The sequence below is a fragment of the Achromobacter spanius genome, assembly GCF_039673305.1.
In the GTDB taxonomy this organism is placed as follows: domain Bacteria; phylum Pseudomonadota; class Gammaproteobacteria; order Burkholderiales; family Burkholderiaceae_B; genus Achromobacter; species Achromobacter spanius_F.
In genome coordinates this window covers 13,899-35,114 of sequence record NZ_JBDJLJ010000021.1, presented here as the reverse complement: position 1 = coordinate 35,114, position 21,216 = coordinate 13,899, and the positions used below count along the sequence as shown (strand labels likewise).

14 protein-coding genes are annotated in these 21,216 nt (G+C 67.5%); 7 read left to right on the top strand and 7 right to left on the bottom strand.

What is annotated here, in order from left to right; all coding sequences use genetic code 11:
* Positions 1 to 5 precede the first annotated feature (5 nt).
* The 3 genes from ABE485_RS17620 to ABE485_RS17610 all read left to right on the top strand — a co-directional run bounded on the left by ABE485_RS17620 (position 6) and on the right by ABE485_RS17610 (position 3,774).
* Complete coding sequence (locus ABE485_RS17620; protein ID WP_346516559.1) at positions 6 to 1,517, top strand: ABC transporter permease; 1,512 nt, start codon at positions 6 to 8, stop codon at positions 1,515 to 1,517.
* Entirely contained in the window at positions 1,514 to 3,205 is a 1,692-nt protein-coding gene (locus ABE485_RS17615) for an ABC transporter ATP-binding protein (RefSeq protein ID WP_346516558.1), read from the top strand. The genes ABE485_RS17620 and ABE485_RS17615 overlap by 4 nt, the downstream gene beginning before the upstream one ends.
* Before the next feature lie 110 nt (positions 3,206 to 3,315).
* Positions 3,316 to 3,774 carry a DUF1178 family protein gene (locus ABE485_RS17610; RefSeq protein WP_346516557.1) on the top strand — a complete coding sequence of 153 codons (459 nt, stop codon included), beginning with the start codon at positions 3,316 to 3,318 and terminating at the stop codon, positions 3,772 to 3,774.
* A gap of 81 nt (positions 3,775 to 3,855) precedes the next feature.
* Here ABE485_RS17610 and efp read toward each other — a convergent pair whose 3' ends face one another.
* The 3 genes from efp to ABE485_RS17595 form a co-directional block, all read right to left on the bottom strand.
* The gene (gene efp, locus ABE485_RS17605; protein ID WP_006225610.1) at positions 3,856 to 4,416 is read right to left on the bottom strand and encodes an elongation factor P; all 561 of its coding nucleotides are present in this window, start codon (positions 4,414 to 4,416) and stop codon (positions 3,856 to 3,858) included.
* 201 nt (positions 4,417 to 4,617) lie between these two features.
* The gene (gene earP, locus ABE485_RS17600) at positions 4,618 to 5,730 is read right to left on the bottom strand and encodes an elongation factor P maturation arginine rhamnosyltransferase EarP (protein ID WP_346516556.1); all 1,113 of its coding nucleotides are present in this window, start codon (positions 5,728 to 5,730) and stop codon (positions 4,618 to 4,620) included.
* Positions 5,731 to 5,737: 7 nt separating this feature from the next.
* Positions 5,738 to 6,940 (bottom strand): DUF2863 family protein, encoded by a 1,203-nt coding sequence (locus ABE485_RS17595; RefSeq protein ID WP_346516555.1) that lies wholly within the window; start codon positions 6,938 to 6,940, stop codon positions 5,738 to 5,740.
* A 244-nt stretch (positions 6,941 to 7,184) separates the two neighbouring features.
* On the opposite strand from ABE485_RS17595, the gene ABE485_RS17590 reads away from it, so the two are divergent.
* Positions 7,185 to 7,958 carry a DODA-type extradiol aromatic ring-opening family dioxygenase gene (locus tag ABE485_RS17590; RefSeq protein ID WP_346516554.1) on the top strand — a complete coding sequence of 258 codons (774 nt, stop codon included), beginning with the start codon at positions 7,185 to 7,187 and terminating at the stop codon, positions 7,956 to 7,958.
* A 160-nt stretch (positions 7,959 to 8,118) separates the two neighbouring features.
* Here the strand turns inward: ABE485_RS17590 and acnA are convergent, their stop codons facing one another.
* Together acnA and ABE485_RS17580 are read right to left on the bottom strand one after the other, a co-directional pair.
* Positions 8,119 to 10,824: an aconitate hydratase AcnA gene (acnA, locus tag ABE485_RS17585; protein ID WP_346516553.1), complete on the bottom strand. Its 2,706-nt coding sequence runs from the start codon at positions 10,822 to 10,824 to the stop codon at positions 8,119 to 8,121.
* A gap of 313 nt (positions 10,825 to 11,137) precedes the next feature.
* Entirely contained in the window at positions 11,138 to 12,046 is a 909-nt protein-coding gene (locus ABE485_RS17580) for a LysR substrate-binding domain-containing protein (protein WP_346516552.1), read from the bottom strand.
* A gap of 148 nt (positions 12,047 to 12,194) precedes the next feature.
* Between ABE485_RS17580 and ABE485_RS17575 the strand changes: the two genes are divergently transcribed.
* Both ABE485_RS17575 and ABE485_RS17570 read left to right on the top strand, forming a co-directional pair.
* Complete coding sequence (locus ABE485_RS17575; protein WP_346516551.1) at positions 12,195 to 13,109, top strand: pirin family protein; 915 nt, start codon at positions 12,195 to 12,197, stop codon at positions 13,107 to 13,109.
* 227 nt (positions 13,110 to 13,336) lie between these two features.
* Positions 13,337 to 15,553 (top strand): TonB-dependent receptor, encoded by a 2,217-nt coding sequence (locus ABE485_RS17570; RefSeq protein ID WP_346516550.1) that lies wholly within the window; start codon positions 13,337 to 13,339, stop codon positions 15,551 to 15,553.
* An 87-nt stretch (positions 15,554 to 15,640) separates the two neighbouring features.
* Here ABE485_RS17570 and ABE485_RS17565 read toward each other — a convergent pair whose 3' ends face one another.
* Positions 15,641 to 16,237: a hypothetical protein gene (locus ABE485_RS17565; protein WP_346516549.1), complete on the bottom strand. Its 597-nt coding sequence runs from the start codon at positions 16,235 to 16,237 to the stop codon at positions 15,641 to 15,643.
* 385 nt (positions 16,238 to 16,622) lie between these two features.
* Here ABE485_RS17565 and ABE485_RS17560 point away from each other — a divergent pair, with 385 nt between their 5' ends.
* Complete coding sequence (locus ABE485_RS17560; RefSeq protein WP_346516548.1) at positions 16,623 to 17,534, top strand: DMT family transporter; 912 nt, start codon at positions 16,623 to 16,625, stop codon at positions 17,532 to 17,534.
* 25 nt (positions 17,535 to 17,559) lie between these two features.
* Here ABE485_RS17560 and ABE485_RS17555 read toward each other — a convergent pair whose 3' ends face one another.
* A complete protein-coding gene (locus tag ABE485_RS17555; RefSeq protein WP_346516547.1) occupies positions 17,560 to 21,090 on the bottom strand; it encodes an autotransporter domain-containing protein in 3,531 nt (1,176 codons plus the stop codon).
* Between the last annotated feature and the right edge of the window lie 126 nt (positions 21,091 to 21,216).

The following is a 21,216-nucleotide window of genomic DNA, read 5'->3' as shown; positions in this document are numbered from 1 at the left end:
CCGCCATGCCCAAGTTCGTCTTCCTCTGGACCGATATCGCGCTATGGCTGATGGTGCTGGGCGCGCTGGCCTATGTCTGGCGCGTGCGCCGCAGCCCCAACCTGCGAGCCACCTGGGCGCGCGTGGCGCGCGACACGCCCGCCATGTGTTCCGCGGTCATCCTCGTCGCGTTTTCGGTGATCGGCCTGCTGGATTCCGTGCACTACCGCCCGCAGCTGCCGCCCGCGCCGGGCGCCGCGGCCGACGCCCCGCCGGTCTATGCGCCGGCGGTGCAGTCCGCGCTGGACGGCCTGCTGGCGGGCACCGTCCTGACCCGCCCCGAGAAAACCTATTCCGAGCCGCTGGCCGCGCACCAGTTCACCAAGGAAACCATGCTTGTCGACGACAAGCCGGTGCGCGATTTTCCGCGCCTGCGGGGCGCGGCCCTGCACCTGACCGATCCGGACAAGGAACGCGCGGGCGACATCGCCAAGCGCCTGGGATGGGGGCTTGCCGCCGGCCTGGCGGTGGCGCTGGCCGGCGCGATCCTGCTCTATGCCTGCCTGGCGCGCGCCACGGGCTCGGCCTCGCATGCGGCCGAGGAACTCCTGGCCGGCCGCGCCGACATTCCCTGGCGCGCCATGACGATCACCTTCGCCTTGCTGTGCCTGGCCGTCGGCGCGCTGGCCGGCCTGTCCAGCGGCTACCACGCACTGGGCACCGACCGCATCGGCAACGACGTGCTCTGGCAGGCCCTGAAAAGCATCCGCACGGCGCTCGTCATCGGCAGCCTGACCACGCTGGCGATGCTGCCACCCGCGATCGTCTTCGGCATCGCGGCCGGCTATTTCAAGGGCAAGGTCGACGACGCCATCCAGTACCTGTACACCACCATCACCTCGATTCCCGGCGTGCTGCTGGTGGCCGCCTGCGCGTTGATGATGCAGGTGTACATCGACAACCATTCCGACCTGTTCGACACCTCCGCCGCCCGCGCCGACCTGCGGCTGTTCCTGCTGTGCATGATCCTGGGCCTGACGGGCTGGGCCGGGCTGTGCCGCCTGCTGCGCGCCGAAACCCTGAAGCTGCGCGAACTGGAATACGTGCAGGCGGCGCGCGCGTTCGGCGTGTCGCACTGGCGCATCATGACGCGCCACCTGCTGCCCAACGTCGCGCACCTGGTGCTGATCACGGTGGTGCTGGAGTTCTCGGGGCTGGTGCTGTACGAGGCCGTGCTGTCGTACCTGGGCATCGGCGTGGACCCCAGCATGAATTCCTTCGGCTCCATGATCGACGGCGCCCGCCTGGAAATGTCCCGCGACCCCATGATCTGGTGGAACCTGATGACCGCTTTCATCTTCATGCTGGCGCTGGTGCTGGCGGCCAACCTGTTCGCGGACGCGGTGCGCGACGCCTTCGATCCGCGCACCCGCCGCTACAAGCCCAGCCGCCTGGCGCGCCTGGGCTTTTTCGGCCGCCGTCCGGGCGCGGTGCTGGCCGCCGACGCGCGCGCGTCCAAGACCGGAGAGGCGCCATGAGCCCGGATACGCCCCTGCTGACCGTGCAGGGCCTGGACGTGGACGTCGTGGGCGAAAGCGGCATGACGCACGCGGTCAAGCGCCTGCAGCTGGCCATTTCCAAGCGCGAAACCTTTGCGCTGGTCGGCGAATCCGGCTGCGGCAAGAGCATGACCGCGCTGGCGCTGCTGCGCCTGCTGCCCGACGCCGGGCGCATCGTGGGCGGACAGATCGACCTGGACGGCGAAGACCTCAACCGGCTGCCGGAAAGCGCCATGCGCGGCGTGCGGGGCGGGCGCATCGGCATCATCTTCCAGGAACCGTCCACCAGCCTGAATCCCGTCATGCGCGTGGGCGACCAGATCACCGAGACCCTCACCGCGCACACCCCGCTGCGCGGCGCGGCCGCGCGCGCGCGGGCCATCGACTGGCTGCGGCGGGTCGGCATTCCCGAGCCGGAGCGCCGCATCGACGATTATCCCTTCCAGTTTTCGGGCGGCCAGAAGCAGCGCGTCATGATCGCGATCGCGCTGGCGGCCGAACCCGTGCTGCTGATCGCCGACGAGCCGACCACCGCGCTGGACGTCACGGTGCAGGCGCAGGTGCTGGACCTGCTGGCCGGCATCCAGCAGGAAATGGGCATGGCCGTGCTGCTGATCACGCACGACCTGGCGGTGGTGAAGAACGTCGCGCACCACGTCGCCCTGATGCGCGGCGGCGAAATCGTCGAAAGCGCCAGCGCCGAGGAATTCTTTCGCGCGCCCCGGCATCCCTACGCCAAACAGCTCTTCGAGGCCATTCCCACTTTCGACAAACGCGGCGTGCCGCTGACCGAACAGGGACGCGCAGCCGCCGCGCAAGCCGGCAAGCCGAACGCGCAGGCCCGCTCCGCGGGTGTGGTGCTGGACGTGCAGGACCTGAAGGTCCACTACCCGGTGCGCAAGGGCCCGCTGCGCCGCATCGTGTCCTGGGTCAAGGCCGTCGATGGCGTGACGTTTTCGCTGCGCGCGGGCGAAACCCTGGCTTTGCTGGGCGAGTCCGGCTGCGGCAAGACCACCACCGGCAAGGCGCTGCTGCGACTGATCGACGGCGCGCGGATCTCGGGCCGGGCCATGCTCCAGGGGCAGGATGTGCTGTCCGCCGACCGCCGCCAGTTGCAGCGTTTGCGGCAGGACATCCAGATCGTGTTCCAGGATCCGTATGCGTCGCTGGATCCGCGCATGCGCGTGGGAGACATCCTGGACGAAGGATTGGAGTCCCTGCGGCGCGGCATGGGCAAGGAGGCCCGGAAAAAGCACGCGGCGCAGCTGATCGAGCGCGTCGGGCTGCCGGCCAACACGCTGACGCGCTACCCGCATGAATTCTCGGGCGGGCAGCGCCAGCGCATCGCCATCGCACGCGCGCTGGCGGTCGAACCCAAGGTGCTGATCTGCGACGAGCCGACCTCCGCGCTGGATGTCTCGGTGCAGGCGCAGATCCTGGACCTGCTGCGCGAACTGCAGGCCGAACTCGGCATCGCCTACCTGTTCATCACGCACAACTTCGGCGTGGTCGAATACCTGGCGGATCGCATCGCCGTCATGGACGGGGGGCGCATCGTCGAATTGGGGCAGGCCGAAGCGGTGCTGCTGGCGCCGCGCCAGGAGGTCACGCGCCGGCTGCTGGCCGCGGTTCCAAGGCTGCATTTCGGGCCGCCGGATCCGGCCTGAACCTTCCGTCCGTCTTATTCCGGCGAACGGCCGCCGCGCGGCAAGCGGCGGCCGGCCAGCCGCCTTGCCCGGGATCTTGTATTCTGGTCATAGAACTCCATATTGATGCCATGGCCCTCAAAGTTTTTGACCTCCAGTGCGACCACAGCCATATTTTCGAAGGCTGGTTCGCGTCGCACGACGACTATGACGCGCAGCAGGCGCGTGGCCTCGTCACGTGTCCGGTCTGCGGGTCGGGCAGCATCACCAAGCGCCTGTCCGCTCCGCGCCTGAACGTGGCGCACCTGCACAAGCCGGCGGCCCAGCCCATCGCGCCGGCGGGCGCCACCGACGCCGAAAAAATGGCCGCGCTGCAGGCTGCCGTCATGCGCCAGGTGCGCGCCCTGGTGCGCAACACCGAAAACGTCGGGCCGCGCTTTGCCGAAGAAGCTCGCCGCATCCATGACGGCGACGCGCATGAGCGTCCCATCCGGGGCACCGCCACCCCTGAAGAACGCGAATCCCTGGCCGATGACGGCATCGAGGTCATGGCCGTGCCCGACTTCCTGGACGACGAACGCCTGCAGTAGGAGCGTGCTTCGTCGGGTCACATCCCCCGACGCAAAAAAAAAGCCAGACCCGAAGGTCTGGCTTTTTTGCGCTGGGCCGGATCAGTTGTTGACGCGGCTGCGGTATTCGTTGGTGCGCGTGTCGATTTCGATCTTGTCGCCGATGGCGCAGAAGAGCGGCACGTTCAGTTCGTAGCCGGTGTTGATCTTGGCCGGCTTGGTCACCTTGCCCGAGGTGTCGCCACGGACGGCGGGTTCGGTGTAGGTGATTTCGCGAACGAGCGTCGTGGGCAGTTCCACCGAAATGGCGCGGCCGTCGTAGAAGACCACTTCCACGGGCATCGCTTCTTCCAGGTAGTTCAGGGCGTCGCCCATGCTTTCGGCTTCGATTTCGTACTGGTTGTACTCTTCGTCCATGAAGACGTACATCGGGTCGCCGAAGTAGGAATACGTGCATTCCTTGCGGTCCAGTTGGACGACTTCGAACTTTTCGTCAGCCTTGTAGACCGATTCGCTGGCCGAGGCGGTCAAGAGGTTCTTGAACTTCAGCTTGACGACGGCGGCGTTGCGGCCAGACTTGTTGTATTCGGCCTTCTGAACGACGAGGGGATCCTTGCCGACCATGACCACGTTGCCGACTCGCAATTCCTGAGCGGTTTTCATCGATAAAACTCCGGGGGTGATGGGTGCACTCGCCGTGCTTGCAGAAGTCGGCGTTCCAGATTCAGGTCTTGGAAGACTCTGGTCTTAGAGACACGCGCCCTGAGGGACGCAGGTCTGGGTAGACGACGGCTTCATGCACACCCCGGGAGGCGTCATAGTTGAGGCCCGACAAATTCAGGGCAACTCAGAAAACTCTCTATTCTAACGTTTCTTGGCCAACTCTGCGCAAAATGCGGCCAGATTTTCGGCCAGGCCGGGCAGGGCCGCCTGGCTGGCGTCCCATGCACGGGCGGCCGCCGCCCAGGCCTGCCAGGCGTCGGGAGCCAGCGCGGCGGCCGCGGCGGCGGTCGTGCCGCCGGCGTCTGGCTGGTTCCAGGCCCGGATCAGCGCGTGGGCGGATTCGGGGGCCGGATAGCGAGCCAGCCAGGCGTCCAGCTTTTCCAGGTGGATGTTCTCTTGCTGCGGGTAGATCTGCCACACCAGCGGGCGGGCGGCCCAGGCGGCGCGCACGAAAGAGTCCTCGCCGCGCACGAAGTTGATGTCGGCGCACCAGAGCAGGCGGTCGAAATCGGGCTGGGCGATGAACGGCAGACGGACCACCCGGGGGGCGCCGGGGGCCTGGCAGGCTGATTCCAGGCCGGGCGCCACACCTTGCGGCGCGAGCAGCACGGTTTGGCGCGGGTCCGCCGCCAGGGCCCGGGCCAGCTCGCCCACGGGGGCGGACGGGTAGCAAAACAGGGACACCGTGCGGGCGCCGTCGCGCCGCAGCGCGAGCGCGTCGTCGGGCACGCCGGCAGCGCGCAGGAAGCTGTCTTGCAGGCCGGCCGATGCCTGCAGGGCTTCGCGTTCGGCCGACAGGCCGGACTCGCGCAGCAGGCCGCCCGTGGCCGCGGTGAAGCCGGGAAAGAAAAAGTGCTTCACCAGCCCGTCGGGCCGCTGCGAGGGCAGGCCGTGGCAGCTTTCGACCCAGGCCTCGGCGCTCAGGTATTCCAGATTGATCCAGGCCGGATGGTTGAGGCGCATGCTGTCGACGAAGGCGGCGGGCGGATCGCAGGCAAAGGCCTCGATCACCACGTCGCGCGCGGCCAGCGCCGGATCGGGCGTATCGGACCAATGCACGATATCCACGCCGCCCGCTTGCTGGCGCGGCGCGTGCGCGTCGATGCCGGGCTGGATATGCGCGAAGCTGGCCAGGTCGTCGACCCACAGGCGGACATCCCAGCCGTCGTCCCGCGCGAGCTGGCGCGCCAGGCGCCAGCAGACGCCGATGTCGCCGTAGTTGTCGACGACCCGGCAGAAGATGTCCGCTTGCATGGCTGCCCTAGTGGAAATGGGCGGGGGCGGCCTCGGCGTCCTCGGGCAGTTCGGCATGCACCAGTTCGCCCAGGGGATTCGGGAAGTAGGGGGCTCCGCAGTCCTCGCAGTATTCGGGCGGCAGCACGCCGGGAATGCGGCGCACGTCGTTGACGCCGTATTCCTTGAGCAGCGCCGCGATCTCGTCGACCACGTCGGGCTGGCCTTCGTCCGAGATCAGGTCTTCTTCGCGTCCGTACAAGGGCCAGACGCAGCCGTAGTACACGTCGTTGCTGCTGCGCGCCGTGAAGCCGATGCGGTACTCGTCGACGCGGCCTTCGCCGCAGCCCGCCACGACCGCCCGCAACTGCGAGGCCTCGAGGTTGACGGCGCCTTCCAGCCAGCTCACCGCCGCCCGCAGCGACAGGGGGCGCACCTGGCGGTCGGCCTCGCGGTTGCTGACGTAATAGGCGTCGGGCAGCAGGGATTCAAAGCCGCAACCCGGCAGAAGCCCGGCCAGGGTGGGCTGGGCCTGCGCGGCCCACTGCGCGTGGCAGGCGTCCCGGCTGGCCTCGGCGTCGCCCAGGTTTTCCTGCCAACGGAAGATCGGCTCGCCCTCGGGCACGGCCACCGCGCCCACGATGTAGCGGGTGTCGGCCAGCATGTTCGCGGTCTCGACCTCGGTGTTCAGGGCCGGCTTGGTGGTTTCGGCGCCCAGAGCCTGCGTGCCCAGGCGCTGCAGCCATTGCCAGGTCTCGGAGAAGGTGCGGGGCATCTGGTCGACGCTGACCACCAAAGGCATCAGGGTGCTGCGTGCCTTGCTGGACAGGACATGTCCGTGCAACTGGGCCAGCAGGGCCTGCTGCGCGCTGGCGGAAATCGGGCCGGTGGGGATGGCGTAGCGGGTCCAGGCGACGATGGGCGCGACGATCAGCAGCACGTCATGGCGCACGCCGTTCTTTTCGATCTTCATCGATTCGGACAGCGTTTCGGCCTGTTCGATCAGGACCTCGTAGGCGCCCACGTCGTTTTGCGCAAGGTGGTCCAGCGCCGCCTCAAGGGGGGCGTCCTGGCCGGCCTTGAGCAGCTTCGGGATCGCTTCGCCAAGCTGGTTCTCCCAGAACACGTCTTCGACGCGGCTGCCCGAACGGTTCAGCGCCTGGGCAAGCGCGACGAGGCGGGTTGCGTCACGGGTCATGCGGGGAGCGGATTGGCTGCGGGATCGGGCCATAACTTCGGGGGACGTCCATTCAGTGTGTAACGACGTAGTTTAACGCCCGGCACATCCGGCGGGGCGGCCCCCCGTCCCATGGAGGATGGCCGGATGGCGCAGCGCGCGGCGCCGGCCGTCCCACGAAGCCGTCGCGTGGTGAATTGATGCCATATTGGCAACAGATTATCTCCATGCAGGGGGTTTATTGCTGGATTGAATCGGTCGAAAATGAAGGCATTGATAAATTCCTGGAGGCATCGCCATGCGCTGGCCTACGCTTTTCGTTTCCCATGGTTCCCCCATGCTGGCCGTCGAGCCCGGCAAGACCGGTCCGGCGCTGGCGGACTGGAGCGCCGCGCAAGGCCGCAAGCCGCGCGGCATCCTGGTTGTGTCGCCGCACTGGATGGGCGAGGGACTGGCGCTGTCCACCCGCGACCAGCAGGTGGCCTGGCACGACTTCGGCGGCTTTCCGCCCGAGCTCTACACGCTGCAGTACGCCGCGCCGGGGTCGCCGGAACTGGCCGCTCGCGTGCAGGCCCTGCTGGCGGAGTCGGGCATCGCGGCGGACCGCGATCCCCGGCGTCCGCTGGACCACGGCGCCTGGGTGCCGCTGCGCTATCTGTATCCGGACGTGGATGTTCCCGTCGTGCAGCTGTCGCTGGACATGGGGCGCGACGCGGCCGGGCAGATGGCACTGGGCCGTGCGCTGGCGCCCTTGCGCGACGAGGACATCCTGATCATCGGTTCGGGTTCGCTGACGCACAACCTGCGCCACGTGCGCATGCCGCAGAATGCGCCTGCGGCCGCCTACGTGCCGGCGTTCCAGGAGTGGTACGCCCACCACCTGGCCGAGCACAACGTGCCCGCGCTGCTGGACTGGCAGGCGCAGGCGCCGGGGGCGTTGCAGGCGCATCCGCACGACGACCACCTGATGCCGCTGTACGTGGCGCTGGGGGCGGGCGGGCCGGCGGCAAAGCGGCTTAATGACGAGGTGTCGTACAGCGCGCTGGCGATGGACGCCTACCAGTTCGACTGATCGGGCGCGCGGGCGTCCAGGCCGCGCCGCATGAAAATGGCCCCCACGCCGCGCCTGCGGCTTGCTGCCCCCCGAGGGGGCGTTTTCATCTTGAGGCGGCTCGGCGATGAAAAAAGCCCCGGGACCGCGAGGTCCCGGGGCTTTTGCGTGCGTCCTGATGTCAGGCCGCGAGCAGTTGGCGCAGCACGAAGGGCAGGATGCCGCCGTGCTGGTAGTAGTCCACTTCAATGGGCGTGTCGATGCGCAGCAGCACGGTCACGTCCTGCTTCGAACCATCCTTGCGGGTGATCGTCAGCGTCACGTCCTGCATCGGCTTGATGCCGTTTTCCAGGCCCGAGATGTCGTACGTTTCTTCGCCGGTGATGCCCAGCGACTGCACGCTGTCGCCGCCCTTGAACTGCAGCGGCAGCACGCCCATGCCCACCAGGTTGCTGCGGTGGATGCGCTCGAAGCTGCGGGTGACCACGGCTTTCACGCCAAGCAGCTGGGTGCCCTTGGCGGCCCAGTCGCGCGACGAGCCGGTGCCGTATTCTTCGCCGCCGAACACCACGGTGGGCGTGCCGGCCGCGACATACTTCATGGCCGCGTCGTAGATGGACATCTGTTCGCCCGTCGGCTGGAACAGGGTTTCGCCGCCTTCGAAGCGGCTGCCGTCGGGCAGCGCGGGGATCATCAGGTTCTTGATGCGCACGTTGGCGAAGGTGCCGCGCATCATGATTTCATGGTTGCCGCGGCGCGAACCGTAGCTGTTGAAGTCGGCCTTCATGACGCCGTTTTCCTTCAGCCACTTGCCCGCGGGCGAGGTTTCCTTGATGGAGCCGGCCGGCGAGATGTGGTCGGTGGTGACCGAGTCGCCGAAGACGCCCAGCGCGCGCGCGCCCTTGACCGTGGGCATCGCGCCCGGCGTCATGCCGAAGCCTTCGAAGAAGGGCGGTTCGGCGATGTAGGTGGAATCGGGCCAGTTGTAGGTGTCGCCGTTGACGCCCTTGATGTTTTCCCAGAGCTTGCCCGGGTTGCTCTTGACCTGGCCGTAGTTGGCCTCGAAGGCCTCGGGGTCCAGCGCGTACTTCAGGAGCGAATCGATTTCCTCGGTGGTCGGCCAGATGTTGCCCAGCCACACGTCGCCGTCCTTGCCGCGGCCCACGGGCTCGGTCATCAGGTCGCGCGTCACGGTGCCGGCCAGGGCGTAGGCCACGACCAGCGGCGGCGAGGCCAGGAAGTTGGCCTTGATGTTCGGGTGGATGCGGGCCTCGAAGTTGCGGTTGCCCGAGAGCACGGCCGAGCAGATCAGGTCGTTGCTGGTGATGGCCTCGTTCAGGTCCGGGGTCAGGTCGCCGGCGTTGCCGATGCAGGTGGTGCAGCCGTAGGCCGCCACGTCGAAACCGAGCTTTTCCAGGTAGGGCAAGAGGCCCGTCTTGGTCAGGTATTCAGTGACCACGCGCGATCCGGGGGCCAGCGAGGTCTTGATGTGCTTGGGCACGGTCAGGCCGGCTTCCACGGCCTTCTTGGCCAGCAGGCCGGCCGCCAGCAGCACGCTGGGATTGGACGTGTTGGTGCAGGACGTGATGGCGGCGATCAGGATGTCGCCGTTCTTGACCTGCGTGCCGGCGCTGGTGGTGAAAGTCTGGCCGAGCTTTTCGGCGGGCTGGTTGAAGCCGTTTTCGGCAACTGGCTTGGAGAACAGGTCGATGAAGGTGTTCTTGACGTTGCCGATTTCGATGCGGTCCTGCGGACGCTTCGGGCCGGCCAGCGACGGCGCGACGGTGGACAGGTCCAGCGTCAGCAGCTTGGTGAAGTTGATGTCGCGGGCGCCGGGGACGCCGAACATCTTCTGGGCCTTGAAATAGGCTTCGAAGGCGGCGATTTCCTCGTCGGTGCGGCCGGTGCCGCGGAAGTAGTCGATGGTGCGTTCGTCGACCGGGAAGAAGCCCATGGTCGCGCCGTATTCCGGCGCCATGTTGCCGATGGTGGCGCGTTCGGCCACGGACAGGCTGGCGGTGCCTTCGCCGCAGAATTCGACGAACTTGCCCACGACCTTTTCACGCCGCAGCATTTCGGTGATGGTCAGCACCAGGTCGGTGGCGGTGACGCCGCCGCGCAGCTTGCCCTTCAGTTCCACGCCCACCACGTCGGGGGTCAGGAAGTACACGGGCTGGCCGAGCATGCCGGCTTCGGCTTCGATGCCGCCCACGCCCCAGCCGACCACGCCGATGCCGTTGATCATGGTGGTGTGGCTGTCGGTGCCCACCAGGGAATCGGGGTAGTAGACGTTGTTCTTCTTGTCCTGGTGCACGCCGCGCGCCAGGTATTCCAGGTTGACCTGGTGGACGATGCCAAAGCCCGGGGGCACGACGCCGAAGGTGTCGAACGCCTGCATGCCCCATTTCATGAACTGGTAGCGTTCCTGGTTGCGCTTGAACTCCAGCTTCATGTTCAGGTCCAGCGCGTCCTTGGTGCCGAAGTAGTCGATCATGACCGAGTGGTCCACCACCAGGTCCACGGGCACCAGGGGTTCGATGCTCTTGGGGCTCTTGCCCATCTTGTCGGCCACCGAGCGCATGGCGGCGATGTCGGCCAGCAGGGGCACGCCGGTGAAGTCCTGCAGCACGACGCGGGCGACGACGAAGGGGATTTCGTCCTCGCGCTTGGCGTTGGCCTGCCAGTTGGCCAGCTGCCTGACGTGTTCTTCAGTGACTTTCTTGCCGTCGCAGTTGCGCAGCACGGATTCCAGGACGATGCGGATGGACACCGGGAGCCGCTGCACATCGATGCCAAGCGACTTGCCCAGCGCCGGCAGCGAATAGTACTGACAGGACTTGTTGCCGATCTTGAAATTCTTGAGTGTGTCTAGGGTGTTGTGCGGCATGATGGACTCCGTGGTTTTGCCCAGCTGAAGGCGGCATTTTCAGGCGTTTCGGCACGTTTGTCATTGTCTGCGAGACAAGCTTGCCAGTGATCAGTGTCTTATATCTTATATAAGACTTGTGTGACGCGTCAAAGTTCCGGCCCCTGTTTTGCGCCGGACGAACCGTGTTCGGCGAAACCCCTACTTTGGCGGACGCGCGCGAAGCCTGCAAGACCTTCGCGCCGCAATGGGGGGATCAGGTCGGCAGCGGACCTTCGCGCCGCCAAGGAGGCGCTCAGGCCGCCAGAGGAGCCTCGCGCCGCAAAGCGGGCGCTCAGGCCAGCAGCGCGGGCAGCTCCGCGGCCGCGCACTCCAGGAAACGCCGCAAGGCCAGCGGTTCGCCGCGGCGCGCGGGCATAACGGCATAGATGCGGGCGGGCGCGGTATTCCAGCCGGGAAGGATCCCGACCAGTTCGCCTTTGTCCAGCAGGTCCGCGCACAGATAGCGCGGCACGATCGCCGCGCCCAGGCCCGCCCGGGCCATGGTCCGCAGGGTCGCCATGTTGCTGCTGACGCATCGCGGCAGGAATTCCACCGATTCGGTTTCGCCCGCAGGGCCGGTGAAGCGCCACGTCTGGGGACCGTCCTGCGTGGCATGGGCCAGGAGGGGCAGGCCGGCCAGGTCGAGCGGATGGCGCGGCGCGGCCTGGGCCAGGCCGGGATTGCACACCAGGATGAGGGGCACCGGCGCCAGTTCGCGCGCGATCAGGCGCGAATCGGTCAGGGAATTGGCCTGGGCGCGGAAGGCAAGGTCATAGCCTTCGCCGACCAGGTCGATGACCTGGTCCCGCGTATCCAGCAGCACGCGCACGCCGGGATGCGCCAGGCAGAAGCGCGCGACCAGGTCGCCCAGCAGGGTGACCGCCAGCGGCGACGGCGCGGTGATGCGCAACAGGCCGCCGGGCGTGTCGCCCATGGATGCGGCCAGGTCGTACACCGTGCGGGCCTCGCGGGCCAGCGCCTGCGCATGCGCATAGATCTGTTCGCCCATCGGGGTGAGCGACACGCGGCGCGTGTTGCGCTGGAGCAGGCGCACTCCCAGGCGGGCCTCCAGTTCGGCCACGCGCCGGCTGAGCTTGGAACGTTGCATATTCAACACACGCGCGGCCGCGGAAAAGCCGCCTTTTTCGACGACCTCAGTGAACAGCAGCAGGTCGTCCAGGCGATGAATATAGCTAGGCATACAGTGTTTTAAACGCAGTTTCGTGGAAGATCCGGAATTGTCCTGTTCAACAGGACAATTATTCCTGAAATTGGTCTCTACTGCCCGCCCGGTGGAACGCCTAAGCTTTGCCCCGAACTCGATTCAGCATCAATTCAGGCAGCTTTTTTTGACTCTTCACCTTAGCGCCGCCGTCGCCGGTTCCATCAAGTCCCCGGGCGATTCGTGCACCATCCGGCAGTTTCGCCATACCGATTTTTCCCGCGGCATGTCGCCGCTGGTGATGGTGGACCATTTCGTGATGACCGGCCCGGCCTTCGGGCCGCACCCGCACGCCGGCATCAGCGCGGCGACGCTATTGCTGGAGGACAGCACGGGGGCGATGCAGAGCCTGGACAGCACCGAGGCCAACCGCGAGATCCGCGCGGGCGACCTGCACTGGACGCTGGCGGGCAGGGGCATCGTGCATGCGCAACGCCCGGCCGGCGAGGCCAGGCTGCACGGCCTGCAGATATTCATCGACCTGCCCGAACACCTGAAATCGCTGCCGGCGTCGACCTCGCTGTTGCGCGCCTGGGAAATGCCGGTCATCCAGACCGTCTCCGGCCGCATCCGCGTGGCGGCGGGCAGTTACGAAGGCTGGGTGTCTCCGCTGCAAACACCGGAACCGCTACTGATTCTGGATGGCTGGCTGCGGCCCGGCGCCACCACGCTGGTGCCCACACCGCCCGGCTGGAACGCCTGGTTCTACGCGGTGCAGGGCGACCTGGGCGTGCGCGCCAGGCATCGACGCAAGGGCGCCGTTCCCTTGCCGAAGGTCGCGGGCGGGGACCCGGATTTCGCCATCCTGGCGGCGGGGACTGCGGCCACGGCCAGCGCGACGCCCGACGGCGAGGAAGGCGTGCTGGTGCTGATGGCGGGCAAGACGCCCGCGCATTTCGTGCTGATCGCGGGTCCCGCGGTCGATTCGCCCGCCGCCGGACGCAAGACGCCCGCGCAGGACGAACACAAGGCGCTGGCCGATGCGCTGGCGGCTTACGAGACGGCCGAGGCCGACACCGCACTGCAGGACGCCGCCGCCTGATCCCTCCAGGGTCGATTTGTTGCGATATGGCAACAGTCGACCTATATTTCATTTGAGGGACGCAATGAGAATGATTCTCTTTTGGTAACATTTGCCGGGTTAGACCTCAAGACCCCAGGGCGAACGGGCTTTGCTGGCGCCGGTTCCGGGCGCCGCGGCAGTTCAAAAGGGATTTTGCGGATCTCCTCCCGCAACGCGGATCGTTTCCGCCCTACCAGCGTCCCGATATGAAAATTCGAACTCTTGCATGCATGGCCGCCGCGCTGCCGTGCTTCGGCGCCGTCCACGCCCAGACCGCGCCCCAGACCCAGTCCTCCGAATCCAACGGCGCCGTGACGTCGATGGACGCCATCCGCGTCGAGGCCAGCGCCGATGCGTCGGCCGGCGGCCTGGCCGCGCCCTTCGCGGGCGGGCAGGTGGCTCGCGGCGGCCGTGTCGGCATCCTGGGCACGGAGGACTTCATGAGCACTCCGTTCAGCGTCACCAGCTACACCAATGAGCTGATCCAGGACCGCCAGGCGAAAAGCGTGGGCGATGTGCTGCAGAACGATTCCGGCGTGCGCGTGGCGCGCGGCTTCGGCAACTTCCAGGAGTCGTACTTCATTCGCGGCTTCATCCTGAGCTCGGACGACGTGGCCTACAACGGCCTGTACAGCCTGCTGCCGCGCCAATACATCGCGACCGAACTCTTCGAGCGCGTTGAAGTGCTGCGCGGCGCCACGGCCTTCCTGACGGGCGCGACGCCTGGCGGCGGCGGCATCGGCGGCGTGATCAACCTGGTGCCCAAGCGCGCCCCGAACGAACCGCTGACCCGCGTTACCACCGGCGTTTCCAGCGGCGGCCAATTCCAGCTGTCCACCGACATCGCACGCCGTTTCGGCCCCGACGGCAGCACCGGCATCCGACTGAACGCGGCGCAGCGCAGCGGCGACACCGCGATCGACGACGAACATTCCCGCACCAGCGTGGTGTCCCTGGGCCTGGATTGGCGCTCGGCCGATACCCGCCTGTCCGCCGACATTGGCTTTCAGGAAAACAAGCTCAAGCGCGCGCGTCCCAACGTGACGCTGGGCGCCGGCGTCACCACCGTTCCCGACGCGCCGGACGCCCGCTCCAACTACGCGCAGCCGTGGTCCTACTCCAACGAGCGCGACTGGTTCGGCACCTTGCGCGCCGAGCATGATTTCAGCGACAAGCTGACCGCCTACGGCGCCTTCGGCATGCGCCGCAGCGACGAGGCCAACTCGCTGGGCAACATCACGCTGACCAACGGCAGCACCGGCGCCGGCAACTTCTACCGCTTCGACAACACGCGCGAAGACAGCGTGAACACCGGTGAAGTGGGCCTGCGCGCCAAGGTGCAGACCGGCCCCGTGGGCCATCAGTTCGTCGTGTCGGCCTCCTTCTTCGACCTGAAGAAGAAGAATGCCTACGTGATGGACTACCTGAACACGTTCCCCACGAACATCTACGATCCGATTTCCTACGACAAGCCCGCATTCAGCGCCAACGCGCTGCGCGGCAACGACCTGGACAACCCGGCGCTGCAGGGCCGCACGCGCATGAGCAGCTATGCCATCGGCGACACGATGTCCTTCCTGGACGACAAGGTGCTGCTGACGGCGGGCATCCGGCATCAGCGCATGTCGCAGCGCGACTACGCTTACAACACCGGCAAGGAAAACGGCGCCTACGACGCCAGCCACAACTCGCCGGCCTTCGGCCTCGTGTTCAAGGTCGCGCCGAGCGTTTCGCTGTATGCGAACTACATCGAAGCCCTGGTTGCTGGCCCGACCGCACCTGCGACCGCAGGCGGCAAGCCGGTGCCGAACGTCGGCCAGAGCCTTCCGCCCTTCGTCTCCAAGCAGAAGGAAGTCGGGGTGAAATATGAAGGGGATAGCCTGGGCGGCGGCCTGGCTTTCTTCTCGACGGACAAGCCGCGCGCGGCCTACAACGCCAACAACGAGCTGACCAATTCGGGCAAGGATCGCCACCAGGGCGTGGAACTGACGGTGTTCGGCGAACCCGTGCGCAGCGTGCGCCTGTTGGGCGGCCTGACCTGGCTGGACGCCAAGCAGGTGTCGACCGGTACCGCGTCGCTGGACGGCAACCGCGTGATCGGCGTGCCGCGCTTCCAGGCCAACATGGGCGTGGAATGGGATATCCCGGGCGTGGAAGGCCTGGCCATCGACGGCCGCGTGGTCTACACGGGCTCGTCGTACGCGAACGACGCCAACACGCTCAAGGTTCCGGGCTGGACCCGCTTCGACGCCGGCCTGCGCTACATGATGGACGTGGACGGCCACGTCTTGACCCTGCGCGCCCGCGTGGACAACATCGCCAACCGCAACTACTGGTCTTCCGTGGGCGGCTACCCGGGCAACGGCTACCTGGTGCTGGGCGGTCCGCGCACGTTCTCGCTGACGGCCAGCATGGACTTCTAAGGCCTGCGGGGATCTCCCCGCTAGCGTCAAAATCCCGGCCTTGAGCCGGGATTTTTTTCGTCTGCCTTCAGGCGGGCAGGGCAGTCCTCACCACAGCCATCCGCCCCGCGTCAGGCTCGATTCGCAGCTCTTGTATTGCGCGGTGAATTTCTCGGCGCGCGCCCGCACCTTCTGCGACACGGTCTTGAGCCAGGCCTTGCGGTCGTAGCTGCGGTTGCGATAGCCGGTCCAGCCTTCGTGATAGTTCAGGTACTGGCCGTAGGCGTCCCATTTGGAAACGCCGTTGATGCGCTGGGTCTTGTTCATGTACCAGCCCATGAAGTCCAGCGCGTCCGCGAAGTTGTCGCGGCTGGAAGTCCAGCCGCCGGCTTCGCGCTTGTAGTCGGCCCAGGTCTCGTCCTTGGCCTGCGCGTAGCCGTAAGCCGAACTCACGCGGCCCCAGGGGATGATGCCCAGGAAGTAGTAGCGGGGCGGCAGGGCATCGTGCTTGAAGGACGACTCCTGGTACATCATGGCGATCGGGACCGGCACCGGGGCGCCCCATTTTTTCTGCACGTCCAGCGCGGCGTCGTGCCACTCCGGCTTTTCGCGGAAGATGGCGCAGATGTTCTCGGGATTCGAGGGCGGCGCGGTGGCGCAGCCGGCCAGCGTCAGCAAAAGCGGCGGCAGCAATAGCCGGGTCATTGGTGGACTTGCTCCAGGAAAATGCGCCGGGGTTTTCCCGGCGGTGGCGGCCGATGTCTGATCGGCGTGCGTCGATTGTATTGAAACGTTTCGTCATATGGACGCAGCGCCCATTCAAATGTCCGCGTTCAATACCCCCTGAACTTGGACCGACCGGGGCGACACACACCATCGTCATGCCGGCTTGAAGGCGGCGTGACCCGCGCAACACACTTCGCGCTCGGTGGAAAGCCGTCCCTGCGTCGCGCCCCGGCGGGCGCAGGTCTGGCGAACGCGCGATGGGGCGTGCCGCATCGGTGGACGGCAGCCAGCTAAAATTCCGCCTGCGATCGAGCGACCCCGGCCCTGTTGACGCGCTCCCCTTGCCCCTGACTTCGAACAAGACATGAAAAATACATTGATGGCCACGCACGTGCGCCTGGTCGGCATGGCGGCGCTGTGGGGCGCGTCGTGGTCCTGGGGCAAGGTCGTGGCCCAGTCTATGGCGCCGCTGGCCGCGGCCAGCCTGCGGTTCCTGTTCGCCAGCGTGGCGCTGCTGTTGTGGATGCATCGTGCCTCGGCGCTGCGCAACCTGAAGAAGCTGACCCGCAACCAATGGCTCGGCCTGACCGCCGCCGCCCTGGCGGGCGTATTCGGTTACTCCAGCTTTTTCATGCTGAGCCTGCAATTGGTGCCTGCCGGCCGGGCCGCCATCGTGGTGACGCTCAATCCGGGCGCCACGCTGTTGCTGGCCGCGCTGCTTTTCCACGAGCGCCTGAATCCCTCCATCCTGGCGGGCATGGTGCTGTCGGCCATCGGCGCCTACATCGCGATCAGCGGCGGCTCGGGCGCCAACCTGCCCGGCGCACTCGGGGCCGGTGAATTGCTGCTGCTCGGCTGCGTGGCATGCTGGGTAGCCTATACCCTGATCGGGCGGCTGGTGCTCAAGGGCGTGGACGCGCTGACCACCACCACGGCCACCACCGTGATCGGCGCGTTGATGTTGTTGCTGGCGAGCCTCGCCTTCGAGGGCACGGCGGCCTGGCAGGCGCTGGCCGGCGCGCCCCTGAAGGCCTGGACCAGCGTGATGGCGCTGGCGTTCGGCGCCACCGCCATCGCCTACGCGTGGTACTTCGAAGGCGTCAAGGCGCTGGGCGCTGGCGCCGCTTCCGGCTACATCACGCTCGTGCCGGTGTTCGGCGTGCTGTTCTCCAGCCTGTGGCTGGGCGAGCCCACGCCCCGCAGCCTGTTCTTCGGCGCCGCGCTGGCCATCTCGGGCATGGCTCTCATGCACCTTGGCCGGCATCGGACCGGCTGATGAGAGCCGGCCCGATGCCGTCGGGTCAGAACCGCCACGCCACGCGCACGCTCGCGGCGTGCTCGCGGCTGTCGCGCGCGAACTGGCCGTCGTAGGACAAACCTACGCTGCTGTTGCGCCCGAGGGCCATGTCAGCGCCCAATCCCAATAAGGCGGCGTCGCGCGCGATGGGGGTGCCGGCCACCGTAAACGGCTGGCTGGCGTCGAACGCCAGCTGGGTCTTGGCATCCACGTCGCCAAAGGCGTGGCGCCAGCCCAGCATCGCGGTCACCCATCCTTGCCGGCCTCCCCATTCGACATCCTGGCGCGCGCGCAGACCGAGCGCGGTCTGGGTCTGTTGCTGACGCGAAGCCTGGCCCGTCAGCGCCGCGGCGCCGCCGGTTTCGCGGAAGCCGCGAATGCGCAGGTCGCTCCAGGCCAGCCCGGCGTACGGTTCGAGCGTGAGGCCCGCCGTTGCCGCCCACGAATAGGAAAGCTCGGAGAACAGTTGCACGGTGCTGGCGCCATAGTCGGCCGTCAACGCATCGGCCTGGCTCGCCGCCTGGCGCCGCGTGGAAATATCGTGCCAGGTGTAGCCCGCGCCGCCCAGCAGGTTCCAGGCACCATTGGCGGCCGCGAACGACTTGCCGCCGTAGACCAGGGCGCTGTAGCCGCCGATGTCGGCCTGGCTGCTGCGGTCGTCGACCTTGGTCTTGGTATCGGTGAAGCCCACCGCGCCGCCCAGTCGCCAGCCCGCGCCGACCGGCCGGTCGGCTCCGACAAAGACGCCGCCGGTATGCTGGCGCCAAGGCGCCGCGTTACCGTCGCCATCGAAGGTCTGCCAGCCGCCCACGAGCTCGGCCCAGGCAGGCAAGGCGGCCGATGAGGGCAGCGCGCCTTGCGGCATCAAGGCGCCGCCAGCCTGCGCCGTGGGCGCTCCGGGCAGCAGGCCGGCTTGCAGATTGGCGCGCAGCCGTGCCGTGGGCAGCGCGCGCACCGTGGACGCGCCCCGGGCGAGCGAGTTGCTGACGCTGGCATGGGCTTCGCCCGACAGGCTGTCGAACACGGCTTGCGGCTGGCCGGCAGGCAAGGTCGATACGTAGCGCCCCAGCGCGTGCCCGGCGGGCAGGCTGTCGAGCGCCGCGCCGACCGCGCGCTGGTTGCCCGTGACGCCGGCGCTGGCGAACGAACGGGTTTGATCCAGTTGCAGGTTGATTGCGCCGCCGTCGTAGCTCAAGGTCGGATCGAGGAAGGCGTAGGCGGAGGTCACGCTGTCAAAGCGGCCCGAGAACGCGTTCGCGGTCAGTATCGTGTAGCGCAGGTTGGGGGTGAAGTTGCCCTGCGGCCCCACGTGCAGCACCGAGCCGCCCAGATAGGCGGTGCCACGCACGTCGACGCGATCGCTCTGGGTGCCCGCCGGCTGGGCTTCGACACGATAGACCGAGCCGGCCGCCAACCTCAGATCTCCGTTGACGGTGAGCGTGCCGATGGAATTGCCGGGTGCCAGCACCGCGCCGGAGGCCACCGTGGTCGGGCCCACCGTACCGTTGCCGCCGAGGACGCCGCCGGCCAGCACCTCAACCGGTCCGGCCAGGCGGCCGTTTACCGTCAGGGAACCGCCGCGCACGGCGGTCAGGCCGGTGTTGGTGCTGCGGCCGGTCAACACCAGGTCGCCGGCGTAAAGATCGACGGCGCCCTGGCCGGCGATGTTGCCGCCGTAGATGAGCGGCGCGCCGGCGAAGTTGAATACCAGGCGTCCGTCGCCCGCGCCCAGGTGCACGCGCGGGGTGTCGAGCACACCGGCGGACGCCGGCGCGTCGCCTGCCGCGGCGCCGACGTTGAGCACGCCGCGCGAGCCGGCGTTATTGGCGATGTAGATCACGGGCGCGCGCGCCGTGCCGCCATCGGTCAGGGTCATTTCGCCCTGGCCCAGACGGCCGACGTTCATGTCGGAGGATGTCTGCCAGAGCGAGCCGGCGCCCGTGATGCGCATCATGCCGCGCGCGCCGTTGAGGTCGCCCAGGATGCCATAGCGGCTTTCGACGCGGGCGCCGCCCGCGACCGTGGTCGCGCCGCTGGCGCCCGCGTTGTGGCCGACGAAGAAGTCGCCGCTGTTCACCCAGGCCGCGCCGCCGCTCAGCGCTGCACTGCTGTTGGAGCCGTGTTCGGTGGCGACGTAGCCGTCGGTGCTGTCCAGGCGCGCGCCGCTGCTCATCTGCAGGCTGCCGTTGCCGACGTTGCCGACATACACCACCCCGCTGCTGCCCAGGCGCGTGCCCGGGCCGTCCAGGGTGGCCGTGCCGGACGAACCAGCCTCGTGACCGATCAGCACGCCTTGTGTCGTCAATGTGGCGCCGCTATCCATGACCAGCGAGCCGGTACCCGCATAGCCGACGCTGATCCGATCGCTCGAGGCCAGCGACGATCCCGCGCCTGTCACGCTCAGCGTGCCGCTGGCATTGACCGCATCGCCCAGCCGCACCTGGCCCGCGCTGGCCTTGGCGCCGCCGCTGATGTCCAAGCGGCCCACGGCCGCCACGGCGCCAGTATCGGTACGGTCACCGCCGATGGTGAGCGTATTGACCCCCATCGTCGTGCCGGCCCCCTTGAGCACGATGCCGCCATTGGCCGAACCGCCCCGGCCAAGCACGGTGTCGCCCGCGATCATCGCGCCCTGGTCTTCAATCGTGATCAGGCCCGTGCCCCGCGCGCCCACAAAAAGCGCGCCCGAGGCGCTGAAGGAGGAATCCTGGCCTGATACCGTGATTTCGCCCCGGCTGCCGGCGTACAGGCCCATCGTCACCTGGCTCAGCGACGACAGTTGCGCGCCGGAGGCCACATTGACGCTGCCCGCGCCCTGGCTGCCGACTGTCAACTGGTTGGCGACAACCCATTGCGCCTGGTTCGACAACGTCGCCGAGCCGCTGGACCCCGCGCCGGTCGCAAGCACCGCCGAACCGGTCCGCACCAGCGTGTTCTTGTCCGCGGCGTCGAGCACCCCGGTGCCCGATGCGCCGATCTCCAGGGCGGCGAGCGTCGCGGAGGCCCGGTCGCGCAAATGCAGGGTTCCGTGAGCGCCGAGTTCGCTTCCCAGGTAGACCTGAGAGCCGTTGAACGAGGATGCGTCGGACAGCGACACCTGCGCCCGGCCGAAATTGCCGATGACGGACAGCGAGGTATCCGTCCACGACTGGCCCCCGGCCAGGTTCATGGTGACCTGGGAGGCGCTGCTGTTGGCCAGGACGCTGATATTGGTCTGCAGGCTCGCGGCGGCGTCGAAATCGAGCGTGGCGCTGCCCCCGGTGCCAAGATAGAACAGCCCAACCTGTCGCGTGCCATCCAGGCGCACCGTTTGCAGGGTTGCCGAATTGCCGATGTAGACATCGTCGCCCGGCGCGGGCACCGACGACACGTCCCAATTGCCGACCGAGCTCCATCGAGTGTCGGCGCCGCCGCCCGCGGACCAGTTATGCCGTATCCCCTGGGCATGTGCATCGGAGGCGACGTTCGCGAGCAGCGCGGCGGTAAGCGAAAGCGAACAGGGCCACCCGCCGGCACGCACGGCGGGGGCAATCAATGATCTTTTTTTCACAATGGACTCTGGCAACCGAGAAAATTCCCGTCTGGGAGTAACAATTCTCCCAATAGAGTTCCATGCGGCCAGAAGAAAGGCCCCGGGGCGTGAGCACCAGGGCCTTTGTCG

What these genes read in the sequence shown, in the direction of transcription:
- ABE485_RS17620 (WP_346516559.1), top strand. Translation starts at nt 6, where the DNA reads ATGCCCAAGTTCGTCTTCCTCTGGACCGATATCGCGCTATGGCTGATG.
- ABE485_RS17580 (WP_346516552.1), bottom strand. Translation starts at nt 12,046, where the DNA reads ATGCCTAGCTATATTCATCGCCTGGACGACCTGCTGCTGTTCACTGAG.
- ABE485_RS17590 (WP_346516554.1), top strand. Translation starts at nt 7,185, where the DNA reads ATGCGCTGGCCTACGCTTTTCGTTTCCCATGGTTCCCCCATGCTGGCC.
- ABE485_RS17595 (WP_346516555.1), bottom strand. Translation starts at nt 6,940, where the DNA reads ATGGCCCGATCCCGCAGCCAATCCGCTCCCCGCATGACCCGTGACGCA.
- ABE485_RS17570 (WP_346516550.1), top strand. Translation starts at nt 13,337, where the DNA reads ATGAAAATTCGAACTCTTGCATGCATGGCCGCCGCGCTGCCGTGCTTC.
- earP (WP_346516556.1), bottom strand. Translation starts at nt 5,730, where the DNA reads ATGCAAGCGGACATCTTCTGCCGGGTCGTCGACAACTACGGCGACATC.
- ABE485_RS17610 (WP_346516557.1), top strand. Translation starts at nt 3,316, where the DNA reads ATGGCCCTCAAAGTTTTTGACCTCCAGTGCGACCACAGCCATATTTTC.
- ABE485_RS17565 (WP_346516549.1), bottom strand. Translation starts at nt 16,237, where the DNA reads ATGACCCGGCTATTGCTGCCGCCGCTTTTGCTGACGCTGGCCGGCTGC.
- ABE485_RS17560 (WP_346516548.1), top strand. Translation starts at nt 16,623, where the DNA reads ATGAAAAATACATTGATGGCCACGCACGTGCGCCTGGTCGGCATGGCG.
- acnA (WP_346516553.1), bottom strand. Translation starts at nt 10,824, where the DNA reads ATGCCGCACAACACCCTAGACACACTCAAGAATTTCAAGATCGGCAAC.
- efp (WP_006225610.1), bottom strand. Translation starts at nt 4,416, where the DNA reads ATGAAAACCGCTCAGGAATTGCGAGTCGGCAACGTGGTCATGGTCGGC.
- ABE485_RS17615 (WP_346516558.1), top strand. Translation starts at nt 1,514, where the DNA reads ATGAGCCCGGATACGCCCCTGCTGACCGTGCAGGGCCTGGACGTGGAC.